Raw genomic sequence first — 18,355 nt, 5'->3', positions numbered from 1 at the left:
ATACTAAAGCTTACCAGCTGACTTTCTCAGCACGGTTATATCCTTCTTGGGTGATTCCCCGAACATCCGCGTATATTCCCGGCTGAAATGCGACAGGCTTTCGTAACCGACAGCATAGGCTGCTGTGGTGACATCGTAATGTTCATTCAGCATCAGTCGCCTGGCTTCATTGAGGCGCAGCCATTTCTGATACCGTAGCGGGCTCATTCCCGCAAGCTGCCTGAAGTGTTGGTGGAAAGAGGGCGTGCTCATTTGCACCCGACTTGCCAGTTCTTCTACGCGTAAAGGTGATGCAATATTGGTCTTTAACCAGTCAATAGCTTTACCGATACGGTAGCCATGGCCGTCTACTGCTGCAATCTGTCTGAGATGATCGGACTGATCGCTCATCAAAAGCCGGTAATGTATCTCTCTTTGAATCAGCGGCCCGAGAACAGGAATAGCTTCAGGCTCGTCAAGCAAAGAAAGCAGACGGCAGAAAGGCTCCAGCAAAACATCAGTAATAGTTCCTATACCGACACCCGTTCCCGCGTCTCGTTTTTTAACCGGCGGCAGGCTTCCCTGTGCAATTAATTCCATCAGTACGCGCTGGTCAAGTTTATAGGCTACGCCCACGCAGGGACGGGATGTCGAAGCCTGTAATACTTCCGAGCTGGCTGGCAGGTCAAGAGATGTGATCAGGAATTTTTCCGCATTGTATTCGTAAGGTTCACCACCAACCCACATGATCTTCGCGCCATCGGCCACCAGAACGATACTGGGAGGGACCAGGCAGCTCACCGGAGGAGCGGGTTCGTTTCGGCGGAACAATTCGAGTCCTTCTACGGCTGTAGGGAAATCACCGGTGCAGGGTGTGCGCTGAGCTATATCGACCGAAAGTTCACCCAGTAGTTTTTCAACCGACTTCTCAGAAATCATTCTGTAATGCCTCACATTTGTTACTCCTTTTGACGTTAACAACTTAGCAGCTATGAAAATTGAAATATACGCTTTGAGATCAGGTTCAGAGGATCAGGCAAATAATGCAGAGTATTTTAATAACACCCTTCATTAAAGACACTCAAAATAACAACACTGAAATGAGGCAGTGTCCTGTAAGTCAGGGTTCACCGCGAGCAAATTTAAACCGTTCAGGTTAAAGCCATTTTTAACTGTCAGGCAGGTTATCCGGAGGAGACATACGTGAAAGAGTTTACTTTCTACAACCCAACCCGAATCGAATTCGGTTCCGGAAAAGAGAATACTATCGGTGCACACATTGCCAGTGCTGGCGCACGAAAAGTCCTGCTGTGCTACGGAAGCGAACGTATTAAACGAGAAGGCCTGTTCGATACGGTCAGCCAGAATCTTGCCGATAACGGCATCGAGTATATAGAACTTGGCGGTATCGTAAGTAACCCGGTGATATCCAAAGTCCGTGAAGGGGTGGAACTGGCCAAACAACATAACGTGGACGCTATCCTTAGCGTTGGCGGCGGCTCCGTACTTGACAGTGCTAAGGCTATTGCGGCCGGCGCACATTATAATGGTAACGTCTGGGATTTATTCGCTGGTAAAGGCGAGCTTTCCTCTGCTTTACCTTTGTTTGCCATTCTGACCCTGGCCGCAACGGGAAGCGAAATGAACCCGTATGCCGTTGTCACCAATGAAGAAACACATGAAAAATTATCGATCGGTAACGACTACACGCGTCCTGTGGTATCCGTCCTGAGTCCGGCACTGATGGCGGGCGTCTCCCGGGATTACCTGGTCTATTCTGCCGCTGATATCATTTCACACCTTATCGAAGTGTACTTCACCGCAACCGTTCAGCCTGCAATTCAGTCGCGTCTGGTTGAAGCACTGCTAAATACGGTAATTGAAACCACACAAACGCTCATCGCCAATCCGGAGGATGAGGCTGCGCGTGGGGAATTTGCCTGGGCTGCAACCCTTGCCCAAAACGGTTTGATCCTGTCAGGCTGTGCCGGATTCAGTTATCCGAATCATGCAATCGAGCACTCTTTATCAGCACTTTTCAACGTTCCGCATGGGGCAGGGTTGTCCGTTGTTATGCCCGCCTGGATGAAATGGTACAAAAACCGAAATACACCGCAGTTTGATCGTTTCGCAAAATATGTGTTCGGACTCAGTTCGGCAGACGACGGCATCGCAGCGCTTGAGAAGTGGTTCGAAGAAATTGGTACGCCAACACGTCTTGAACAGCTGAACATCAGGGAAGCAGATCTGCCCGCTATCGTTGAGAACGTCCAGATCAATGTCAAAGCGTTTGGTATCGCCAGTGATTACCCACCGGAAGTTGTAACTGAAATACTCATGCATGCTGTCTGAAACATATCCCTCAATATCCAATGAAAGGTTTTAATATCATGACGCTAAAATCTTCAACGCGCTTTTTTAATGGCGCACTCCTTGCCGGAGCGATGGCTCTGATTTCAACAGAAGCTGCGGTCGCCCAGCCAGCATCAAGTACAGCAGATTCTTCAGTCCGTCTGGTTCAGACGTGGGATAAGACTTTCCCAAGGAGCGAAAAAGTGGATCATCAAAAAGTGACTTTTAAAAACCGTTACGGCATTACGCTTGCCGCTGATGTGTATCTTCCTAAAGATCGCGGGAACAAGAAGCTTGCTGCGCTTGTGATTTCCGGGCCATTTGGCGCTGTAAAAGAGCAGGAAAGCAGTGGTGAACCCCGCAATATTGCTTCGCCTGATATCAATACCGAAGACTTTATGGCCGCAGTCGATTTCATTGGACTGCAACCTTATGTGGATCGTGAACGTATCGGTGTCATCGGTATCTGCGGCATGGGTGGGATTGCCCTGAACGCTGTTGCCGTGGATAAACGCGTAAAAGCGGTCGTTGCCAGCACCATGTATGATATGAGCCGCGTGATGTCGAAAGGCTACAACGACAGCGTAACGCCGGAGCAACGCGAGCAGGCGCTGGAGAAGATGAGCCTCCAGCGCTGGGAAGATGCGGCAAACGGTAAACCTGCATACCAGCCAGCCTATAATAAACTGAAGGGCGGTGAAGCACAGTTCCTCGTGGACTATGCGGACTATTACATGACCAAACGCGGCTATCATCCACGAGCCGTCAACTCTGGTAACTCATGGTCCGTGACAACGCCGATGGCCTTCATGAATTTCCCGCTCATGACCTATATTAAGGAAATTTCTCCGCGCCCGATCCTGTTCATCCATGGTGAAAAAGCGCATTCGCTTTACTTCTCCAAAACGGCTTATGAAGCGGCAAATCAACCAAAAGAGCTTCTGATTGTTAAAGATGCAACACATGTCGATTTATATGATCGTATGGATAAGATCCCGTTCGATAACATCACTGCATTTTTCAACAAAAATCTTAGCTTCAGGTCTTTATGCTCAGACCCTGGCAGAGCGCGGATTCGTGACGCTGGCATTTGATCCGTCTTATACCGGTATAAGTAAGCCATAGCACCGTCCGGTGTTTTCAGATGCAGTGTCTGTGCGACAAACGACAGACACTGCTCTCTTAGCATGGGGTGTTGTGTATTCCCCCTAAAGAGCGTGCCGAATGGATACTAAACAAACGTTTTCACTTAGCTATGATGGCCTGACCGGCGAATGCGTGAAGATGATAAAAGAACTTCAGACAAACGCAGACAGTCTTGATGGTATTGGATTTGCGCTCGAACAGGCAAAAATACAGGCAGTGCTGGTACTCTGGAGTCGACTGGCAACCGCAGGAAAGGCATGCCAGCTCAGTTTCATTATGGACCGCCAATATATTATTCAGTTGATAGTCGGTAATACCGTCGCTGAGATGCATTAATCCTAATTTTAATAACAGCCACTCTGCTGTTACTCGTGAAGCAGGCTCTAATTTCTCATGCAACATTAATTTATCGAGTTAATGCTGCAATAGAAAAAAATAGCCGCATATGAAAGAGGAGAGGTTTATGTTCTGGAACTATGAAGTATTAACAAGAATAGATGAGGCCGATGACCTAAAAATCGCTCCGTATCATCCCGATATGAATACGACCGGTAAGCCGACATGGATTTGGGAAGTGAAGGTGGGTAACCGACTTTTCGTCCGAGCCTATAGTGGTACCCGTTCAAAATGGTATCAGGCTGCATTGTCCCAGCAGGCGGGTAAGATACTGGCTATTGGACAGGAGTTCGACGTCCTGTTTGCAAAACCATCAGACCCTGAGCTTGAAAGTAAAATAGATCAGGCTTACCAGAAAAAGTACTCCGGCAGCAGCTATGTTTCCGCAATGACAGGGACACGCGCCAGAGCGGCCACGATTGAGATTTTACCTTCGTGATTTCCTGTCGCAGTGATACTGCCTGTTCTGTGAGGCAAAATCTGCCTGTTTAACTTTAATTTCCCTGAAACTGGAGGCAAGTATGAAACCACTCTTTCCGGGGCTGCCTGTTAAAATGCTGGCGTTTTTTCTGCTGGTCTTAGTGATGCCACTTAAAGCTGCCATCAGTAAAGAGAAAAGCCATATAAGGACGCTTGTAATCGTTTCTCATCCGTATCCGGAGCAGTCCGTTATGATTAAAGGGCTACAGCAGGCTGCTGAGAGCGTAGATGGAGTCACTGTTCGTAACCTTGAAACGCTCTATGGTTTCGATACGCGCAAGATAAACGGTGATGAGGAGAGGCGTATCACACGCCAGAATGACAGGATAGTATTTATCTTTCCCACCCACTGGTTCAATATCACCCCAATGATGAAAGCGTATATGAATGACACATGGGGTAGCGTTGGCCCGGATTTATGGAAGGGTAAGGAAATGCTTATTGTTACTACTGCTGCCGGTGATGACTCAACATACGGAAAAAATGGCAGAACAGGTACCGAGCTTGCCGATGTTTTCACACCCATGAAAGCCAGTGCATTACATGCGGGCATGACATGGCTCCCGCCACTTTTTTTTCAGGGGGTGAGAACCAGCCAGCTGCCTGAATACCAGCGCCAGCTGATTGAACGCCTGACAAAGTAGAAATCCGCCTTCACAGAAGGCGGATTTTATTCTTCCCATCCGGAGAGTAGTCAGAAATCACAACGAATTTCATTATCTATATGTGGATATTAAGAAAATAGCTCTTAAACATAATGCCAGCAAACGAAAGATTAGGGGTGACTTAACCCTATGATTTTATGTGAACCATCTAAGTTCATGAAGTAAGTTAACGATCAACATGATGCAAGAAACGAGAGGGAGATCAGAAATCCTAACGTATTGATTTATCAGTTAGTGGGAGTGTCTTGTGAACTTATTTACCACAGTAGGCGATTTAACATAATATACATTATGCGCACCGGTATGAAATCAGGGGAAATCTGGTGTTTTGTGGTCATCGTTAGCCTGGATGCCGATGGACTATTAAAGCGTCTTAGCTGACCATCTTATGTGCATCCAGCTTTTGCTCAACGTCTCAACCAAAGGCCGTGTTGAATACGCTCATCTGCCGCATCAGAACTTTGAACTGAACTTACGCATTTCACATCCCTTAAAACGCAGATAGCACGTCAGCTTGACGGTACTGTTCTTCCCAGCCTTATTATTTACCGTTTTGTCCTGTTGATATAAGCCTGCAAACCCTCCGCAAGATAATCAAACACCGTTTTACAGGCCTGGCTATGGCGTAAATCCTCATGCATCACCAGCCAGGTGTCGAGATGAAATGCAAAGAAATCAGGCATGACCCTCTGTAACGGCGGAGAAAAATCGGCCAGTTGTACCTGGCACATACCGATACCCGCTCCTGCACGAATGAGGTTTAATTGTGCAATATCACTGTCACTCCGCACGGTAAACAATTCACGGTTTAGCTGTGGATATTGTTTAAGTGCCTGTAAAATAAAGGGAGTCGTATTATCGAAACCCACGAGCGTATGGGTGAATAACTCATCAATACTTTCCGGAGCACCACATCGTGACAGATAGGCTGGCGCGGCATGCAGACCTATTTCAACCCTGCCCATCCGGCGTGCAATCAGTTGCTCCTGCACAGGCGTGGCCATGCGTACGGCAATATCCGCTTCCCGGTTCAGTAAATCCTGAACGCGATTAGACAGAACCAGTTCAATAACTATCTGCGGATATTCTTTCTTTATTTGTGCAATCACTGGAGGCAGAACCTCCGTGCCGATGATTTCACTGGCGGCGACGCGCACAATGCCTCGTAATCCGGTTGCGCCGGAACTGAAACTGGCTGCCGACCGCTCAATCATCATGGCCGTATTTTCCATCGACTGCGCATGGCCCTTCAGCTCAACGGCTGCATCCGTGGCCTGTAATCCTGTCTGTGAACGGGTAAATAAAACAAGGCCCAGGGCTGACTCCAGCGCCGCAATATGGCGCCCGGCGGTTGGCTGAGTAATGGCAAGCCTGCGTGCGGCCCCTGACAGAGACCCTTCCCTCATCACGGCCAGAAAGGTGCGATACCATTCCCACGGGATATTTAGCTTCATACAAAAATGAATACCTGCTGGCTTATATTATGCAATTACATTTAGCCCGTGCGGTCATTATGATGTCAAGCAGATATCCAATAAGGGTCAAACGATGAAAAACACAAATAAGGTACTGATACTGGGCGCAACGGGTGGGATCGGTGGCGAAATAGCCCGCAAATTGATCCGTGATGAATGGGATGTGCGTGCATTGCGCCGCAGCGCTCCGAAAACTGACGATCGCAACAAAAGCATTCCTTGGATAAGTGGTGATGCGCAGAATGCAGAACAGGTTGAGGCAGCGGCGTCCGAATGCAGCGTTATTATCCATGGCGTAAACCCGCCGGGTTATCGAAACTGGGAACAGCTGGTTTTGCCCATGCTGCATAACACCATAAATGCAGCGGAGCGAAACGGTGCGTTAATCGTTCTGCCGGGCACGATTTATAACTACGGTCCGGATGCTTTTCCCCTCTTACGCGAGGATTCTCCTCAGAATCCGTTTACCCGAAAAGGTGCGATACGGGTGCAAATGGAGCAGGAGCTTGCAGACTATGCGCAGCGTGGCGGAAAGGTGCTGATTTTACGTGCAGGTGACTTTTTTGGTCCCCATGCCGGCAATAACTGGTTTTCGCAGGGATTGGTCAAACCGGGGCAACCGCCGAAGATAATTCAAAACCCCGGGAAAACCGGCGCAGGCCACCAGTGGGCTTATCTGCCGGATGTCGCCGAAACGCTCGTTGCACTGCTGTCGCGTCGGGAGGAACTCGAACCGTTTGCCAGTTTCCATATGCGCGGGCATTGGGATCCTGACGGGACAGCGATGACTGCCGCCATAAAGCACGTCGCGGAGCGTGCCGGTATTCAGGCGAAGGTGAAATCGTTTCCCTGGTGGCTTATCTCGGCGATAAGCCCCTTTAATACCACACTGCATGAAATGCAGGAGATGCGTTATATCTGGGAGCAGACAATAGAAATGGATAATTCAAAACTGGTTTCCTTTCTGGGCCATGAGCCCCAGACCCCTCTTATTGAAGCTGTACATTCCACATTAGCGGGCCTGGGCTGCATTTAACATAACCTGTACGTTTAGAAAGGGTTGAACGATGTCTGATATACTTCAGCTTTTGAAAACGCAGCCCTAAGCAAATGGAAATTGAATTAAATAAAAGTGTTAAAGAGAGAATTTTCCACGCAGTCATTTTTGAAGTGATGGCCAACATTATTATCGCGCTGTCTCTTGCCTGGCTGATGAACGTGTCGATACTCCAGTCGGGCTCGTTGTCCGTGATATCCGCCCTTACCGCAACGGTCTGGAATTTTATTTTTAATAAACTCTTCGACTCGCTGCAGAAAAAATACCGCTTTCAACGGACGTTTCTCATTCGAGCGATCCATGCTGTAGGTTTTGAAACGGGACTCATCATCACCCTAATTCCTGTCGCGATGGTTATGCTGAATCTTACAGTGACTGAGGCATTTTTTGTTGAGATCGGTCTTGTACTGTTTTTCCTGCCGTACACGTTACTGTTTAACTGGATTTACGACTACCTGCGCTGGACATTTGTTGGGCGGAAACGGTCTGCTATGTAGAGAGATATCTGTCACATTGACACGCCTTTGATCGTATTCGACTCCTCTCACCTTCTATACTCTTCATTTCTCTATCTCTTTTGAGGAGTCGATAATGTTCGATCATGTGAAATTCGGCGTCAGCGATTATGAAAAAAGTAAAACTTTCTTCCTCGAGGCGCTTCGCCCGCTTGGGGTAAAAATCATCGATGAAGGCGCGCCGGAGTATGGTGTTGAAATGAGCTCCGGGGACGTTTCACTTTGCCTTTTCCATACAAATGACAAACCCGCGCCCCTGCATCTGGCGTTTGTGGCTAATACGCGTCAGCAGGTTGATGATTTTTTCCATGCCGCGCTTCGCGCTGGCGGACGTGATAACGGCGGGCCGGGATTGCGTTCGTACGGTGAAAATTATTATGCCGCTTTTGTCATCTCACCTGATGGTCATAACATCGAGGCCGTGTGCCATACGCCGGAGAGCGAGTAGCTCAACGAGTCTTCCAGTAACCGTCAAACGATTCACTCATGCAGTTTGTTGCACGATATTGCACGAAATGCTGTATTCCTGGCCAGTGATGTCGTAAAGTCTCGTCTGTAAATGTGCATTTTCATGCAATAACACTGACAGAGGTATTTATGACACAACAGTTGATTTTAATTGCCGGGCCCTATCGCAGCGGTACCGATGGCGTTCAGGCACGAATCGATGAGAATCTGGCGCGTCTCGAAAGCGCAGCATTAGCCGTTTACCAGCGTGGCCACATTCCGGTCATTGGTGAATGGCTTGCTTTGCCGCTGGCAAAAGCCGCAGGCTCAATAACGGTGGGTGATGAAATCAGCGAAGCGATGCTGTACCCCGTTGCTCACCGGCTCATCGCAAAATGTGATGCGATTTATCGTATTGCCGGTGCGTCTAAAGGTGCCGATAAGGATATTGAAGTAGCCCGAAAATATGGTCTCAGCGTTTATACCGCGCTTGAGAACATTCCAGAAGCTTAATCCGGAACGCCAGCCAGCCCGTGGTCAAAGGCTGGCTGTCAGAGGGGGTCACGATCTGAGGTCAGAACGACGGATACGCCCTTTTCCGATACCGCGCGGATCCAGTCCTTATCTGTACCGTCTTCAACAACGATGGTATTTACCGAAGACACATCGCCAATCACAAACGAAGACGCGGTGTTGATCTTTTCCGGAGAAGCCAGAACGACCGTCTCCGCGGCTCTGCCGGAAAATGCACGTTTGATGCATGCCTCTTCGAAATCACCGGTTGTCAGCCCCGCGTCAGGATGAATACCGGTCACGCCCATAAAGAACAGGTCCGCATGTATATTCGCTATGCCTTCAATGGCCGCAGTGCCGACCGCAACAATCGAGTGTTTATACAAGCGTCCGCCGATCAAAATCACCTCAATGGAAGGATGATCAACGAGCCCCAGAGCAATACTCGGGCTGTGCGTCACCACGGTGATGCGCAAGTCAGGAGGGAAAAACGTAATCAGCTCGGAGGTTGTCGTGCCACCGTCGACAATCACCACCTGGCCTGATGAAATTAGCTGTGCCCCTTTCCGGGCCACCCTTTTTTTGGCATCCATCTTAACGGATTGCCGTTCGGCAAAAGGAGCAATAGCGGAAGATGACGGCAGCGCGCCGCCGTGAACACGCTGCAAACGCCCTTCTGCCGCCAGCTCGCGCAGATCGCGCCGGATGGTGTCTTCAGAGACGTCAAAGAGAATACTGAGCGCTTTTGACTGTACCTGACCTTCGACACCAAGCTTTTCAAGGATCAATTGTTTTCGCTGACTGGTGAGCATGGTGAATTCCTGATGTTGCATGTTTTATCCTGAACATGCATGATGATGCTGTTTATGATCATTACTCTACGTAAGGAGGGACATTCGTGCAATCAAAACGTGCAGATGTGCGCATCATCGACAGTGAAACCCTGTCAGACAACTGGTACATCCTCAAAAAATACACCTTTGACCTGCAGCGGCGTGATGGTGAATGGCAGCGGCAGCATCGGGAAGTCTATGACCGTGGCAACGGCGCGACGATTCTACTCTATAACCGTGAGAAAAAGACGGTGATCCTGACGCGCCAGTTCCGCTTCCCTGTCTTTATCAACGGCCATGAAGACGATTTAATTGAGGCAGCAGCAGGATTGCTGGACAACATGGATCCCGAAAGCCGCATTAAAGCAGAAGCGGAAGAAGAGACCGGATTTCACGTTTCGCGCGTGCAGAAAATCTTTGAAGCCTATATGAGCCCAGGCTCCGTCACGGAGAAACTCTACTTTTATCTTGCCGAGTACCAACCACATGACAGAACCAGCGCAGGCGGCGGGATCAAGGCTGAAGGAGAAGATATCGACGTGCTGGAAATGACGCTTGAAGAGGCTTTACGCAGCATTGAAACGGGCAAGATTGTCGACGGTAAAACCATCATGCTGCTGTATCATGTTGCCCTTAAAGGTATTCTGTAACCTACTGGTTTAAATCCTGATTTATAGACGTATGTAAACGGTATGCTTGTACGTTACGCGTAAGAAAAGGGAAAACCTCCTAAATTTTGCAGCCTACTATATTTAGTGAACGATTTCGCAATTCGATAAAATCATCAACAATTCCCTGAGTCATCTGCATTTACCATTCAAAAATGCCAAACGTTCACAAGGCTGCCCGCTGAGGTAGCCTGTCTTATCTGTTGTCTGGATTAAAATGCGACTCGCTACGGATAACGAAGCATATTATACTTGCTCCTCCATTCGAACAGGAGGCAGCATCTCACGTGAAGGATACATATTACAACGACATAACGATCAATACGCTAATTCAGAGTGAGCTTGACGCGTTTTTTGAGGATTTCAAAGGGATCGTCTTCGCCTACGCTATTATGAACAAGAAAGATCCTTCACAGATGAGGATAATCAATAATAGCCCTGAGTGGTTTAATATCTACCTTGAAAGAAAATACCAGTTCATTGACCCTGTCATTATTAGGGCTTTGCGCTGTGTTGAAGATTTTTTCTGGGAAAGTGATGTCGTACTGTCGGATGGTTATAACCTGACACGCATTTTCGACGAAAGTGTCCAGTATGATATTTACCAGGGACAGACGTTTCCTCTGCATGACTATCTGAATAATCTTGTTGTCTTATCCGTCATCAGTCCTAAGCATTCTGGCATTGACATAGAGAAGTATCGGCCGCAATTTCTACGCTTCCTTGTTCAGTTACATCAGAAGACACTCAATCTGTATAGTCAGCATCAGCAGAAAAAGAATGTTTTCTTATCGCCACGTGAGCGCCAAATCCTTAAATGGGTCAGTGCCGGGAAAACGTACGCAGAAATTGCTGTTATTTTGTCTATTGCCGAGCGCACCGTTAAATTCCATATGGGCAATATAATGAAAAAACTCGGTGTGAATAATGCCAGACACGCAATAAAACTTGGAACGGAACTCCGGTTACTGGAGGAGTAAGCCTCAGCCACTGGTTATAAATGGTGTAAATGCTCAAGCATTTCGCGAAGCCAGTGACTGGATTTATCTTTGCTAATAATGTCTTCAATAATGCCTATACTGGCAGGCATGTAAATATAGTAAATAACCTCCCCTTTTTCAGAAACACCGCGCTGAATAACTTCAACTTTCCAGTTAGCATGGCGAAATATGGCATACATACCACGGCTGGCTACTGCGTACATTCCATGATATTTATTCTTAATGCAATAAATAATCATTGCAAGAAACAATGCTTTACTGGCGGGCACGCCCTGCAGGCTTGCGGAGTCTCGTGTTTCTTTATCTAAAAATAAACGACTCACTTCACAGCAGGGAACATCTTCTGGAAAAACAATGGGATTATCGAAATAGTTGTGAAAGATCTCGCTTATCATTGTCGGCTGCGTTGCGTTAATAAATCGCGCGCCGCATAGCAGCTGCCCATCATACATACCCAGTAAGTATGTCGTGTTATGGGAATCAAATTGATCCTTTTCCATACCTTCGACGCATTCCACCTTCCAGTCGAGTCGGTCCCGAAAAGTTTTTCTTCTGAGTCTGTAGAGTTCGCGCGCTAATGCTGGTGGTAAATCATCGTAGTCGTGTAAAAAAAATTCAATGACAGAATTCATTCTCATGTTCCTGATAATAACACCTGAAACTAGTTTCACCTGTCTCTTAGGACAGCTTTCATTGTGCCGCATATTCCCTATACTTAAAAAGTACCTGACCACGAAGTTCTCGCAAAACTAAGCGGTCAGGAGGTCAAAGACCTATGAAACACCAGGGATATACCCATCGATTATTATCTAATATTTAAAGTTTCGGGTACAGAACATAAGAAGCACTTTGCCGATAAAATATTAAAAAACAATAATCATAAAATTATTACAATAAAAACATTGCCCCTTAATCCTTTAAGGGGTAATATTTCCGTTTTCTTATTTTTTTCCTCTCTTTTGTTTCACAGAAACTGCGGAATTCATCTGCCCTGAACCTCTCCCGTACCGCTTTGAAGGCGCCTGCCTGTGCTATTCTTGCAGAAGCATGCCAAACGGAGAATTGATGATGACCGACTGGAACCCTTCTCTTTACCTGCAATTTGGCGCAGAAAGAACGCGTCCAGCTGCAGAACTGCTCGCCAGAATTCCTCTGGATGAGATCGCTACCATCGCTGATCTAGGCTGTGGACCAGGAAACAGCACGGCGCTGTTGAAGCATCGCTGGCCATCTGCACATATCACCGGGGTCGATAACTCCCCTGCCATGCTTGAGGAAGCACGCGCAGCCTTACCTGACTGCCACTTTATTGAGGCCGATATCCGTCAGTACAAGCCTGGCCAGCCGCTGGGCCTGATTTATGCCAACGCGTCGCTGCAATGGGTTCCGGACCATTACGATCTCCTGCCACATCTTGTCTCCCTGCTTAAGCTAAATGGCGTACTGGCGATCCAGATGCCTGACAACTGGCTGGAACCGACCCATGTGGCGATGCGTGAAGTGGCGCTTGAGCAAGACTACCCAGACCGTGGCCGCGAGCCTCTGCCAGGCGTACATGCTTATTACGATATTCTGTCGGAGGCTGGCTGTGACGTGGATATCTGGCGGACGACCTATTATCACAAAATGAGCTCTCATCAGGCCATTATTGACTGGGTAAGCGCCACCGGCCTGCGGCCCTGGCTCCAGGAACTGAATGAAAGCGAGCAGAAACGTTTCCTGAAACGCTACCATGAACTGCTGGAAGAGCAGTATCCGCTTCAGGAAAACGGGCAGATACTGCTGGCTTTCCCCCGGTTGTTTATCGTGGCTCAACGCCAGCCCTGAACGGGCTATGACCGAGCTTCTTTGAGCAACTGCTGGATAACCTTTTCCTGTTGCTCATAGTCACCCTCGCCAAAGGCGGTATAGCGCAGCTGCCCTTTGGCATCAAAAAAGTAATGCGCTGGCCAGTACTGGTTGCCGAAAGCATTCCAGATTTTATAGTTGTTATCCGTGACCACCCGATACGGCAGTTGCCATTTATTCACCGCATTTTTAACCGACGAAAGCGGTTTTTCCCAGGGGTATTCCGGGGTGTGAACTCCGATCACCACCAGACCCTGCGGTTGGTACTTAGTGGCCCACTCCCGCACATGGGGGAGCGTATGCTGGCAATTAATGCAGTCCCACGTCCAGAAATCAATAAGTACAACCTTCCCGCGTAACGATTCAGACGTGACAGGGTCACCGTTCACCCACCCTGTTCCACCGCTGAACGAAGGCAGCTGACTGCTGGGCTCTGTAATCACTATCGGCTCAAGCTTCACCGGCGTGGCTGTGGGTTTCGTCAGATTTAACAGCGCGGTTTCAAGACGGTCCGAGACGCCGTTTGCCCCTTTAAGCAGCGAAGTCATCCCCGTCGCGTTAAATGCGACGGTCGCTAACATCACAACGCCTGCACCCTGTCGCAGCTTTTCCATTAGCGCCGATTTTGCCCTTAAAGGTGCCATCAGCGTGCGGCCTCCAATGACGAGTAATCCCAGCATCATTGCGCATCCGCTGCCATAGGCGGCCAGCAGAGCGCCGGTGGTAATAGCGGAATGCCCCGCAATGTTAATGCCGAAAATCGCACCCAGAATGGGACCGGCGCAGGGAGACCAGAGCAGTCCTACAGCAAGCCCGGCCAGAAAAGCCGATGCCATTCCGCGCGTTTGCCCGCTTCGGGTGTTGAGAACATTACCCGCGCTGACGGCCGGTCCCGCAATACGCTGGGCGAAAGACGGAAAAATTAAGGCTAGCGCGGCAGTGGCCAGAATGACGAGCGCGACCCAGCGCCCAACGATGGTTGCCTCTGCGATCCACTCGCTGGCGACGGTGACGGCCATCGCCACCAGGGTAAACATCACGATCATCCCAGCAAGCAGGGCCAGAATATGCCGACGCTGGCCCTGGAAACCGGCGAACAAAAGTGGAATAACCGGGAGCGTACATGGGCTGAGCAGGCTTATCATCCCACCCAGAAAAGCGATAACCAGAAACATAGAAACCTCACAATACAAGTCCTGCGACGCTGCAGTGAGGCTATTTAAGCGTGCGGATGTGTTCAGGATATGTGTAAATGCGAGGGTTTTGTCTGGCTCTGTATCGCCCAGGCAGAGAGATACAAAGCCGTACAATTTTACTCACGGCGCAGTAGCGTAATGGAGACGTCCAGCCCGCCCCCGTTACGGTTCGCCAGCCTGAGCTTTCCTTCCAGCTGAGCGGTGAGCTGCGCGGCGATCGCCAGTCCGAGTCCTGTCCCGCCAGTCTCGCGGTTGCGCGAGGTTTCAACCCGATAAAACGGCTGTAATACCGCATCAAGCTCGGCTTCGGGGATCCCCGGACCGTCGTCCACAATGTGAATAATGACCTCGCTGTCTGATGAATCGTCAATTGAAATCGCAGCATGCTCGCCGAATTTGAGGGCGTTATCCAGCAGATTGGTCATCACCCGGCGAAGCGCCTGCGGCCGCGTGACGATGGGCAAGCGGGCTTCGCCTGCCTGAAAGTGCACGTTTTTACCAATGTCCTGGTAATCGCAGGCGATGCTGTTGATCCAGGCGTTCAGCTCCAGCTTAAGCGACGTCTCCTCCAGTGATTCCGATGACCGGGCATACGCAATGCCCTCCCGCACCAGACGAGACATGTTATCAAGGTCGTTCAGGAGTTTGTCGCGAAGTTCAGGCTCTCCGGCCATTTCGACGCGGAGCTTCATGCGGGTAATGGGCGTCTGGAGATCGTGAGAAATCGAGGCCAGGATCTGCGCGCGTTCCCGGAGATAAGACTGAATGCGCGCCTGCATGGCGTTGAAGGCATGCGCTGCCCGCTGCACCTCAAGCGGCCCTTTTTCCGTCATTGGCGTGCTGGCCGCCGGATCCAGCGCATCCACCGCGCGGGTAAAGTGTGAAAAAGGCCGCACGACCTGCCGCACGGCTATCCAGGAGCAGACAGCCAGAACCAGCAGCTGCAGGATGAGAACGACCGGTAGCCAGCTGGCGACGGGCGGCATGCGCGGGATCAGGTCGATGGTCAGCGGTGCGCCATCGCGTAACGTAAGATGGGCCTGAATATGCGAAATGGCGCCGGGAACCGCGGTAAAGCTAAGCGGGTAATGCGCGGCAAGCGTCGCTTTTAAGGTTCGGATAGCATCTTGCGAACGCTTATCCGTCGGCGCTGCGCCAGGTTCCCCTGTGCCCAGAATATAACGATAGTTACCCCGTTCAAGCCGCGGCAGCCAGGCGGCACGTTCGCTCGCCGGTAAGCGGTCTAATATGGCGACGCTGGTTGCGACATCGTTTTCCAGATTACCAAGCATCACCGTGCGGGCGCTGTGCATGCGTTCAACCATGACCAGCGTCAGGCTCAGGGCGTTAGCCAGCAGCAGACCGGCCAGCACGACGAGCAGCAAACGGGCCAGCAGCGAGCGTGGCCAGAGCCTCATTCGTTAACCTCTTTGATGGTCACTGGCATCGTAAAAACGTAGCCTTCGCTGCGCACGGTTTTGATATAAGCGGGCATGCGGGCATCTTCGTTGAGACGCTGGCGAACCCGGCTAACCAGCAGGTCGATTGAGCGTTCAAACAGCTCGGCGTCTCGCCCCTGCGTCAGGTTGAGCAGCTGGTCACGGGTCAGCACGCGCTGCGGATGGTCAAGGAAAACGCGCAGCAGCCGATACTCCGCGCCGCTGAGCGCCACAATTACCCCTTCCGGATCGATTAAGTGGCGAGCGACGGTATCGAGCTGCCATTCACCAAACATCACTAGCCGCCCTGCTTCCGTCACCTGTAGATTGGGCGGCATCGTGCGAAAACGCCGTAAAATCGCTTTGATACGCGCCAGCAGCTCGCGGGCGACAAATGGTTTCACCACGTAGTCATCCGCGCCCATCTCCAGACCCAGGATCCTGTCCGTCTCCTCGTTGCGCGCCGTCAGCATCAGGATGGGGAGATCTTTATGTTTCCCGACGCGCAGCTCTCGACACAGCGTAAGGCCGTCATCGCCGGGCATCATGACATCCAGCACAACCAGGTCGATATGCTGTTTATCCAGCACGATGCGCATCTCTTTGCCGTTGGCCGCGCCCGTCGCGCGATAACCAGACTTAGCAAGGTAATCGACAATCAGTTCACGAATATCCCTGTCGTCATCGACGACAAGGATATGATCAATATGCTCCACCGAAATCTCCAGACCGAAGGGTAACGTACTGAAAATAGCACATTTCAGAGTTTGTCAGCGTCAACAACGGCCTTAACAAAATCCTGCGGATCTTCCTGAGGCGGGTTGTGCCCTACGGTGGCCCCAAAAGTGCGGTGCTCGTACTTACCGGTAAATTTACCCGCATAGGCCTGCGGTGCAGGATGCGGCGCGCCGTTGTTCCCACCTTCGATGGTGATCGTTGGAACGGTGATATTCGGCAGCGTGGCCAGTTTCTGCTCGTAGCTGTCGTATTTGCGCTCACCTTTTTCCAGCCCTAAGCGCCAGCGATAGTTGCTGAGCGTCACGGCGACGTGGTCCGGATTGTCGAGGGATTTGGCGCTGGCGTTAAAGACAGCATCGCTAAATTTCCAGTCAGGCGATGCCTGAGACCAGATTAAACGGGCGAAGTCATGCGTGTTTTTCGCATAGCCTTCAGCACCGCGCGCGGTGGCGAAGTAGAACTGATACCACCACTGCTGCTCCGCTTTTGGCGGCAACGGCTGTTTGCCAATCTGCTGGCTGCTGATGAGATACCCGCTCACTGAAACAAGTGACTTAACGCGCTCGGGCCACAGCGCCGCAACGATATCTGCCGTTCGGGCACCCCAGTCATATCCTGCAAATACCGCCTGCTTAATATTCAGGGCGTCCATCAGGTTCACAATATCTTTTGCCATGGCTGAAGGCTGGCCGTTGCGCGGCTTTTTGGCTGACAGGAAGCGCGTGGTGCCGTAGCCGCGCAGAGAAGGCACAATCACCCGATAGCCTTTTGCCGCCAGTGCGGGTGCAACCTCGGCGTAGCTGTGAATATCATAGGGCCAGCCGTGCAGTAAAATAACCGGCTGACCGTCTTTCGGGCCGAGGTCGACATAACCGACGTTCAGATCGCCGGCGTTAATTTGCTGCGGATGATCAAAGGCGGCCGCGATATTCGTGCCGGTGACTTCAGCCTGACAGGACATCACGGTGCCAAGAGAAATGGTCAGTGCAAGGGTCGAGTACGCGAGTTTGCAAAACATGTTGGTATCTCCGGTTGATTACAATTCACGGGGATATAACAACACTGCAGTGTATAGCGGATATGTGCGAAAGCGGGTTTATTGCAAGCCTGTGTATGTATCCGGGACCTTGATACAGTGTGATACAAACACAGGCGTTGTCGCCTTAAAGGGAGAGGCGATAGCGGACGTAATCGTCAGCCTCACCGTATTTGTCATAGAGTTTACGCGCCGGGTTGTTCTCCCGGGTGACCCAGTACAGTTTTGACCACCCTTCGCGCTTGCCTTCCTCAATCAGGGCGTCAATGAGCGCTTTACCTGCTCCCGCCCCGCGTTCATCGGCATCAACAAACAGATCTTCCAAGTAGCAGATGGGCGCGGTAGACCAGGTTCCTTCATGCAGAATACACATCGCGAAACCGATGACCTTTTGGTCCTTCTCTACCACCCGGCAGAACATCGGTGAATGCGCTGAGAGCGCCCTTTCCCACGTCGCTGCGGTGACGGATTCCTCGAGGTAGCAATCATAAAAATGGGTATAGCCATCCCACAGCGGTCGCCATTGGGAATAATCGTTTTCGCATAGAGGTCTTACCGTGACGGCCATGTG

20 protein-coding genes and 2 pseudogenes are annotated in these 18,355 nt (G+C 50.4%); 12 read left to right on the top strand and 10 right to left on the bottom strand.

Translation table 11 applies throughout. The features are described from left to right. Positions 1–3: 3 nt before the first annotated feature. Positions 4–918, bottom strand: a complete 915-nt coding sequence (locus tag F0319_RS10970; protein WP_149366918.1) for an AraC family transcriptional regulator — start codon at positions 916–918, stop codon at positions 4–6. Between the two features lie 264 nt (positions 919–1,182). Here F0319_RS10970 and F0319_RS22625 point away from each other — a divergent pair. Further along, positions 1,183–2,193: pseudogene (locus F0319_RS22625) on the top strand (iron-containing alcohol dehydrogenase); the annotation flags it as partial. Here F0319_RS22625 and F0319_RS22340 read toward each other — a convergent pair. Further along, a pseudogene (locus tag F0319_RS22340) lies at positions 2,140–2,322 on the bottom strand (hypothetical protein); the annotation flags it as partial. The pseudogenes F0319_RS22625 and F0319_RS22340 overlap by 54 nt on opposite strands. A 29-nt stretch (positions 2,323–2,351) precedes the next feature. Between F0319_RS22340 and F0319_RS10960 the strand changes: the two are divergent. From F0319_RS10960 to F0319_RS10945, 4 genes are all read left to right on the top strand, one after another. After that, a complete protein-coding gene (locus F0319_RS10960; protein ID WP_149366916.1) occupies positions 2,352–3,425 on the top strand; it encodes an alpha/beta hydrolase in 1,074 nt (357 codons plus the stop codon). A 130-nt stretch (positions 3,426–3,555) separates the two neighbouring features. Continuing rightward, complete coding sequence (locus F0319_RS10955) at positions 3,556–3,813, top strand: hypothetical protein (RefSeq protein ID WP_149366915.1); 258 nt, start codon at positions 3,556–3,558, stop codon at positions 3,811–3,813. A gap of 127 nt (positions 3,814–3,940) precedes the next feature. Further along, positions 3,941–4,312, top strand: coding sequence for a DUF2255 family protein (locus tag F0319_RS10950; RefSeq protein WP_149366914.1), 372 nt, complete (start codon positions 3,941–3,943; stop codon positions 4,310–4,312). A 145-nt stretch (positions 4,313–4,457) separates the two neighbouring features. After that, positions 4,458–4,997: an NAD(P)H-dependent oxidoreductase gene (locus F0319_RS10945; protein ID WP_240168097.1), complete on the top strand. Its 540-nt coding sequence runs from the start codon at positions 4,458–4,460 to the stop codon at positions 4,995–4,997. 566 nt (positions 4,998–5,563) lie between these two features. Here F0319_RS10945 and F0319_RS10940 read toward each other — a convergent pair. After that, positions 5,564–6,472, bottom strand: coding sequence for a LysR family transcriptional regulator (locus F0319_RS10940; RefSeq protein ID WP_149366912.1), 909 nt, complete (start codon positions 6,470–6,472; stop codon positions 5,564–5,566). A 94-nt stretch (positions 6,473–6,566) separates the two neighbouring features. On the opposite strand from F0319_RS10940, the gene F0319_RS10935 reads away from it, so the two are divergent. From F0319_RS10935 to F0319_RS10920, 4 genes are all read left to right on the top strand, one after another. Further along, positions 6,567–7,529 (top strand): NAD-dependent epimerase/dehydratase family protein, encoded by a 963-nt coding sequence (locus tag F0319_RS10935; protein WP_149366911.1) that lies wholly within the window; start codon positions 6,567–6,569, stop codon positions 7,527–7,529. 74 nt (positions 7,530–7,603) lie between these two features. Then, a complete protein-coding gene (locus F0319_RS10930) occupies positions 7,604–8,047 on the top strand; it encodes a PACE efflux transporter (protein WP_136194867.1) in 444 nt (147 codons plus the stop codon). Positions 8,048–8,141: 94 nt separating this feature from the next. Further along, positions 8,142–8,513, top strand: coding sequence for a VOC family protein (locus F0319_RS10925; protein WP_127730896.1), 372 nt, complete (start codon positions 8,142–8,144; stop codon positions 8,511–8,513). Between the two features lie 149 nt (positions 8,514–8,662). Next, positions 8,663–9,025, top strand: a complete 363-nt coding sequence (locus F0319_RS10920; RefSeq protein WP_149366910.1) for a TIR domain-containing protein — start codon at positions 8,663–8,665, stop codon at positions 9,023–9,025. A gap of 38 nt (positions 9,026–9,063) precedes the next feature. Here F0319_RS10920 and F0319_RS10915 read toward each other — a convergent pair whose 3' ends face one another. Further along, entirely contained in the window at positions 9,064–9,837 is a 774-nt protein-coding gene (locus F0319_RS10915) for a DeoR/GlpR family DNA-binding transcription regulator (RefSeq protein WP_149367128.1), read from the bottom strand. An 86-nt stretch (positions 9,838–9,923) separates the two neighbouring features. Between F0319_RS10915 and F0319_RS10910 the strand changes: the two genes are divergently transcribed. Further along, positions 9,924–10,508 (top strand): NUDIX hydrolase, encoded by a 585-nt coding sequence (locus F0319_RS10910; RefSeq protein WP_127730894.1) that lies wholly within the window; start codon positions 9,924–9,926, stop codon positions 10,506–10,508. A 305-nt stretch (positions 10,509–10,813) separates the two neighbouring features. Continuing rightward, positions 10,814–11,506, top strand: a complete 693-nt coding sequence (locus F0319_RS10905) for a helix-turn-helix transcriptional regulator (RefSeq protein WP_127730892.1) — start codon at positions 10,814–10,816, stop codon at positions 11,504–11,506. Positions 11,507–11,520: 14 nt separating this feature from the next. Here the strand turns inward: F0319_RS10905 and F0319_RS10900 are convergent, their stop codons facing one another. Then, complete coding sequence (locus F0319_RS10900) at positions 11,521–12,159, bottom strand: acyl-homoserine-lactone synthase (RefSeq protein ID WP_149366909.1); 639 nt, start codon at positions 12,157–12,159, stop codon at positions 11,521–11,523. Between the two features lie 436 nt (positions 12,160–12,595). Here F0319_RS10900 and tam point away from each other — a divergent pair, with 436 nt between their 5' ends. Further along, positions 12,596–13,354 carry a trans-aconitate 2-methyltransferase gene (gene tam, locus F0319_RS10895; protein WP_133295429.1) on the top strand — a complete coding sequence of 253 codons (759 nt, stop codon included), beginning with the start codon at positions 12,596–12,598 and terminating at the stop codon, positions 13,352–13,354. Positions 13,355–13,359: 5 nt separating this feature from the next. Here tam and F0319_RS10890 read toward each other — a convergent pair whose 3' ends face one another. From F0319_RS10890 to F0319_RS10870, 5 genes are all read right to left on the bottom strand, one after another. Then, the gene (locus F0319_RS10890) at positions 13,360–14,550 is read right to left on the bottom strand and encodes a cytochrome c biogenesis protein/redoxin (RefSeq protein WP_149366908.1); all 1,191 of its coding nucleotides are present in this window, start codon (positions 14,548–14,550) and stop codon (positions 13,360–13,362) included. Between the two features lie 137 nt (positions 14,551–14,687). Next, a complete protein-coding gene (locus tag F0319_RS10885) occupies positions 14,688–15,989 on the bottom strand; it encodes an ATP-binding protein (protein WP_149366907.1) in 1,302 nt (433 codons plus the stop codon). After that, positions 15,986–16,726, bottom strand: a complete 741-nt coding sequence (locus F0319_RS10880) for a response regulator (protein ID WP_111964589.1) — start codon at positions 16,724–16,726, stop codon at positions 15,986–15,988. The genes F0319_RS10885 and F0319_RS10880 overlap by 4 nt, the downstream gene beginning before the upstream one ends. Positions 16,727–16,770: 44 nt before the next feature. Further along, positions 16,771–17,766: an alpha/beta fold hydrolase gene (locus F0319_RS10875; RefSeq protein WP_149366906.1), complete on the bottom strand. Its 996-nt coding sequence runs from the start codon at positions 17,764–17,766 to the stop codon at positions 16,771–16,773. Positions 17,767–17,911: 145 nt separating this feature from the next. Further along, positions 17,912–18,352 (bottom strand): GNAT family N-acetyltransferase, encoded by a 441-nt coding sequence (locus F0319_RS10870; protein ID WP_115875061.1) that lies wholly within the window; start codon positions 18,350–18,352, stop codon positions 17,912–17,914. Between the last annotated feature and the right edge of the window lie 3 nt (positions 18,353–18,355).

Origin of the sequence: Enterobacter vonholyi (genome assembly GCF_008364555.1) — a bacterium.
Lineage (GTDB): Bacteria > Pseudomonadota > Gammaproteobacteria > Enterobacterales > Enterobacteriaceae > Enterobacter > Enterobacter vonholyi.
Note: the sequence above shows the minus strand (reverse complement) of the source record. Positions and strands in the feature narration are given on the sequence as shown.

What these genes read in the sequence shown, in the direction of transcription:
- F0319_RS10970 (WP_149366918.1), bottom strand. Translation starts at nt 918, where the DNA reads ATGATTTCTGAGAAGTCGGTTGAAAAACTACTGGGTGAACTTTCGGTC.
- F0319_RS10960 (WP_149366916.1), top strand. Translation starts at nt 2,352, where the DNA reads ATGAAAGGTTTTAATATCATGACGCTAAAATCTTCAACGCGCTTTTTT.
- F0319_RS10955 (WP_149366915.1), top strand. Translation starts at nt 3,556, where the DNA reads ATGGATACTAAACAAACGTTTTCACTTAGCTATGATGGCCTGACCGGC.
- F0319_RS10950 (WP_149366914.1), top strand. Translation starts at nt 3,941, where the DNA reads ATGTTCTGGAACTATGAAGTATTAACAAGAATAGATGAGGCCGATGAC.
- F0319_RS10945 (WP_240168097.1), top strand. Translation starts at nt 4,458, where the DNA reads ATGCCACTTAAAGCTGCCATCAGTAAAGAGAAAAGCCATATAAGGACG.
- F0319_RS10940 (WP_149366912.1), bottom strand. Translation starts at nt 6,472, where the DNA reads ATGAAGCTAAATATCCCGTGGGAATGGTATCGCACCTTTCTGGCCGTG.
- F0319_RS10935 (WP_149366911.1), top strand. Translation starts at nt 6,567, where the DNA reads ATGAAAAACACAAATAAGGTACTGATACTGGGCGCAACGGGTGGGATC.
- F0319_RS10930 (WP_136194867.1), top strand. Translation starts at nt 7,604, where the DNA reads ATGGAAATTGAATTAAATAAAAGTGTTAAAGAGAGAATTTTCCACGCA.
- F0319_RS10925 (WP_127730896.1), top strand. Translation starts at nt 8,142, where the DNA reads ATGTTCGATCATGTGAAATTCGGCGTCAGCGATTATGAAAAAAGTAAA.
- F0319_RS10920 (WP_149366910.1), top strand. Translation starts at nt 8,663, where the DNA reads ATGACACAACAGTTGATTTTAATTGCCGGGCCCTATCGCAGCGGTACC.
- F0319_RS10915 (WP_149367128.1), bottom strand. Translation starts at nt 9,837, where the DNA reads ATGCTCACCAGTCAGCGAAAACAATTGATCCTTGAAAAGCTTGGTGTC.
- F0319_RS10900 (WP_149366909.1), bottom strand. Translation starts at nt 12,159, where the DNA reads ATGAATTCTGTCATTGAATTTTTTTTACACGACTACGATGATTTACCA.
- tam (WP_133295429.1), top strand. Translation starts at nt 12,596, where the DNA reads ATGACCGACTGGAACCCTTCTCTTTACCTGCAATTTGGCGCAGAAAGA.
- F0319_RS10890 (WP_149366908.1), bottom strand. Translation starts at nt 14,550, where the DNA reads ATGTTTCTGGTTATCGCTTTTCTGGGTGGGATGATAAGCCTGCTCAGC.
- F0319_RS10885 (WP_149366907.1), bottom strand. Translation starts at nt 15,989, where the DNA reads ATGAGGCTCTGGCCACGCTCGCTGCTGGCCCGTTTGCTGCTCGTCGTG.
- F0319_RS10875 (WP_149366906.1), bottom strand. Translation starts at nt 17,766, where the DNA reads ATGTTTTGCAAACTCGCGTACTCGACCCTTGCACTGACCATTTCTCTT.
- F0319_RS10870 (WP_115875061.1), bottom strand. Translation starts at nt 18,352, where the DNA reads ATGGCCGTCACGGTAAGACCTCTATGCGAAAACGATTATTCCCAATGG.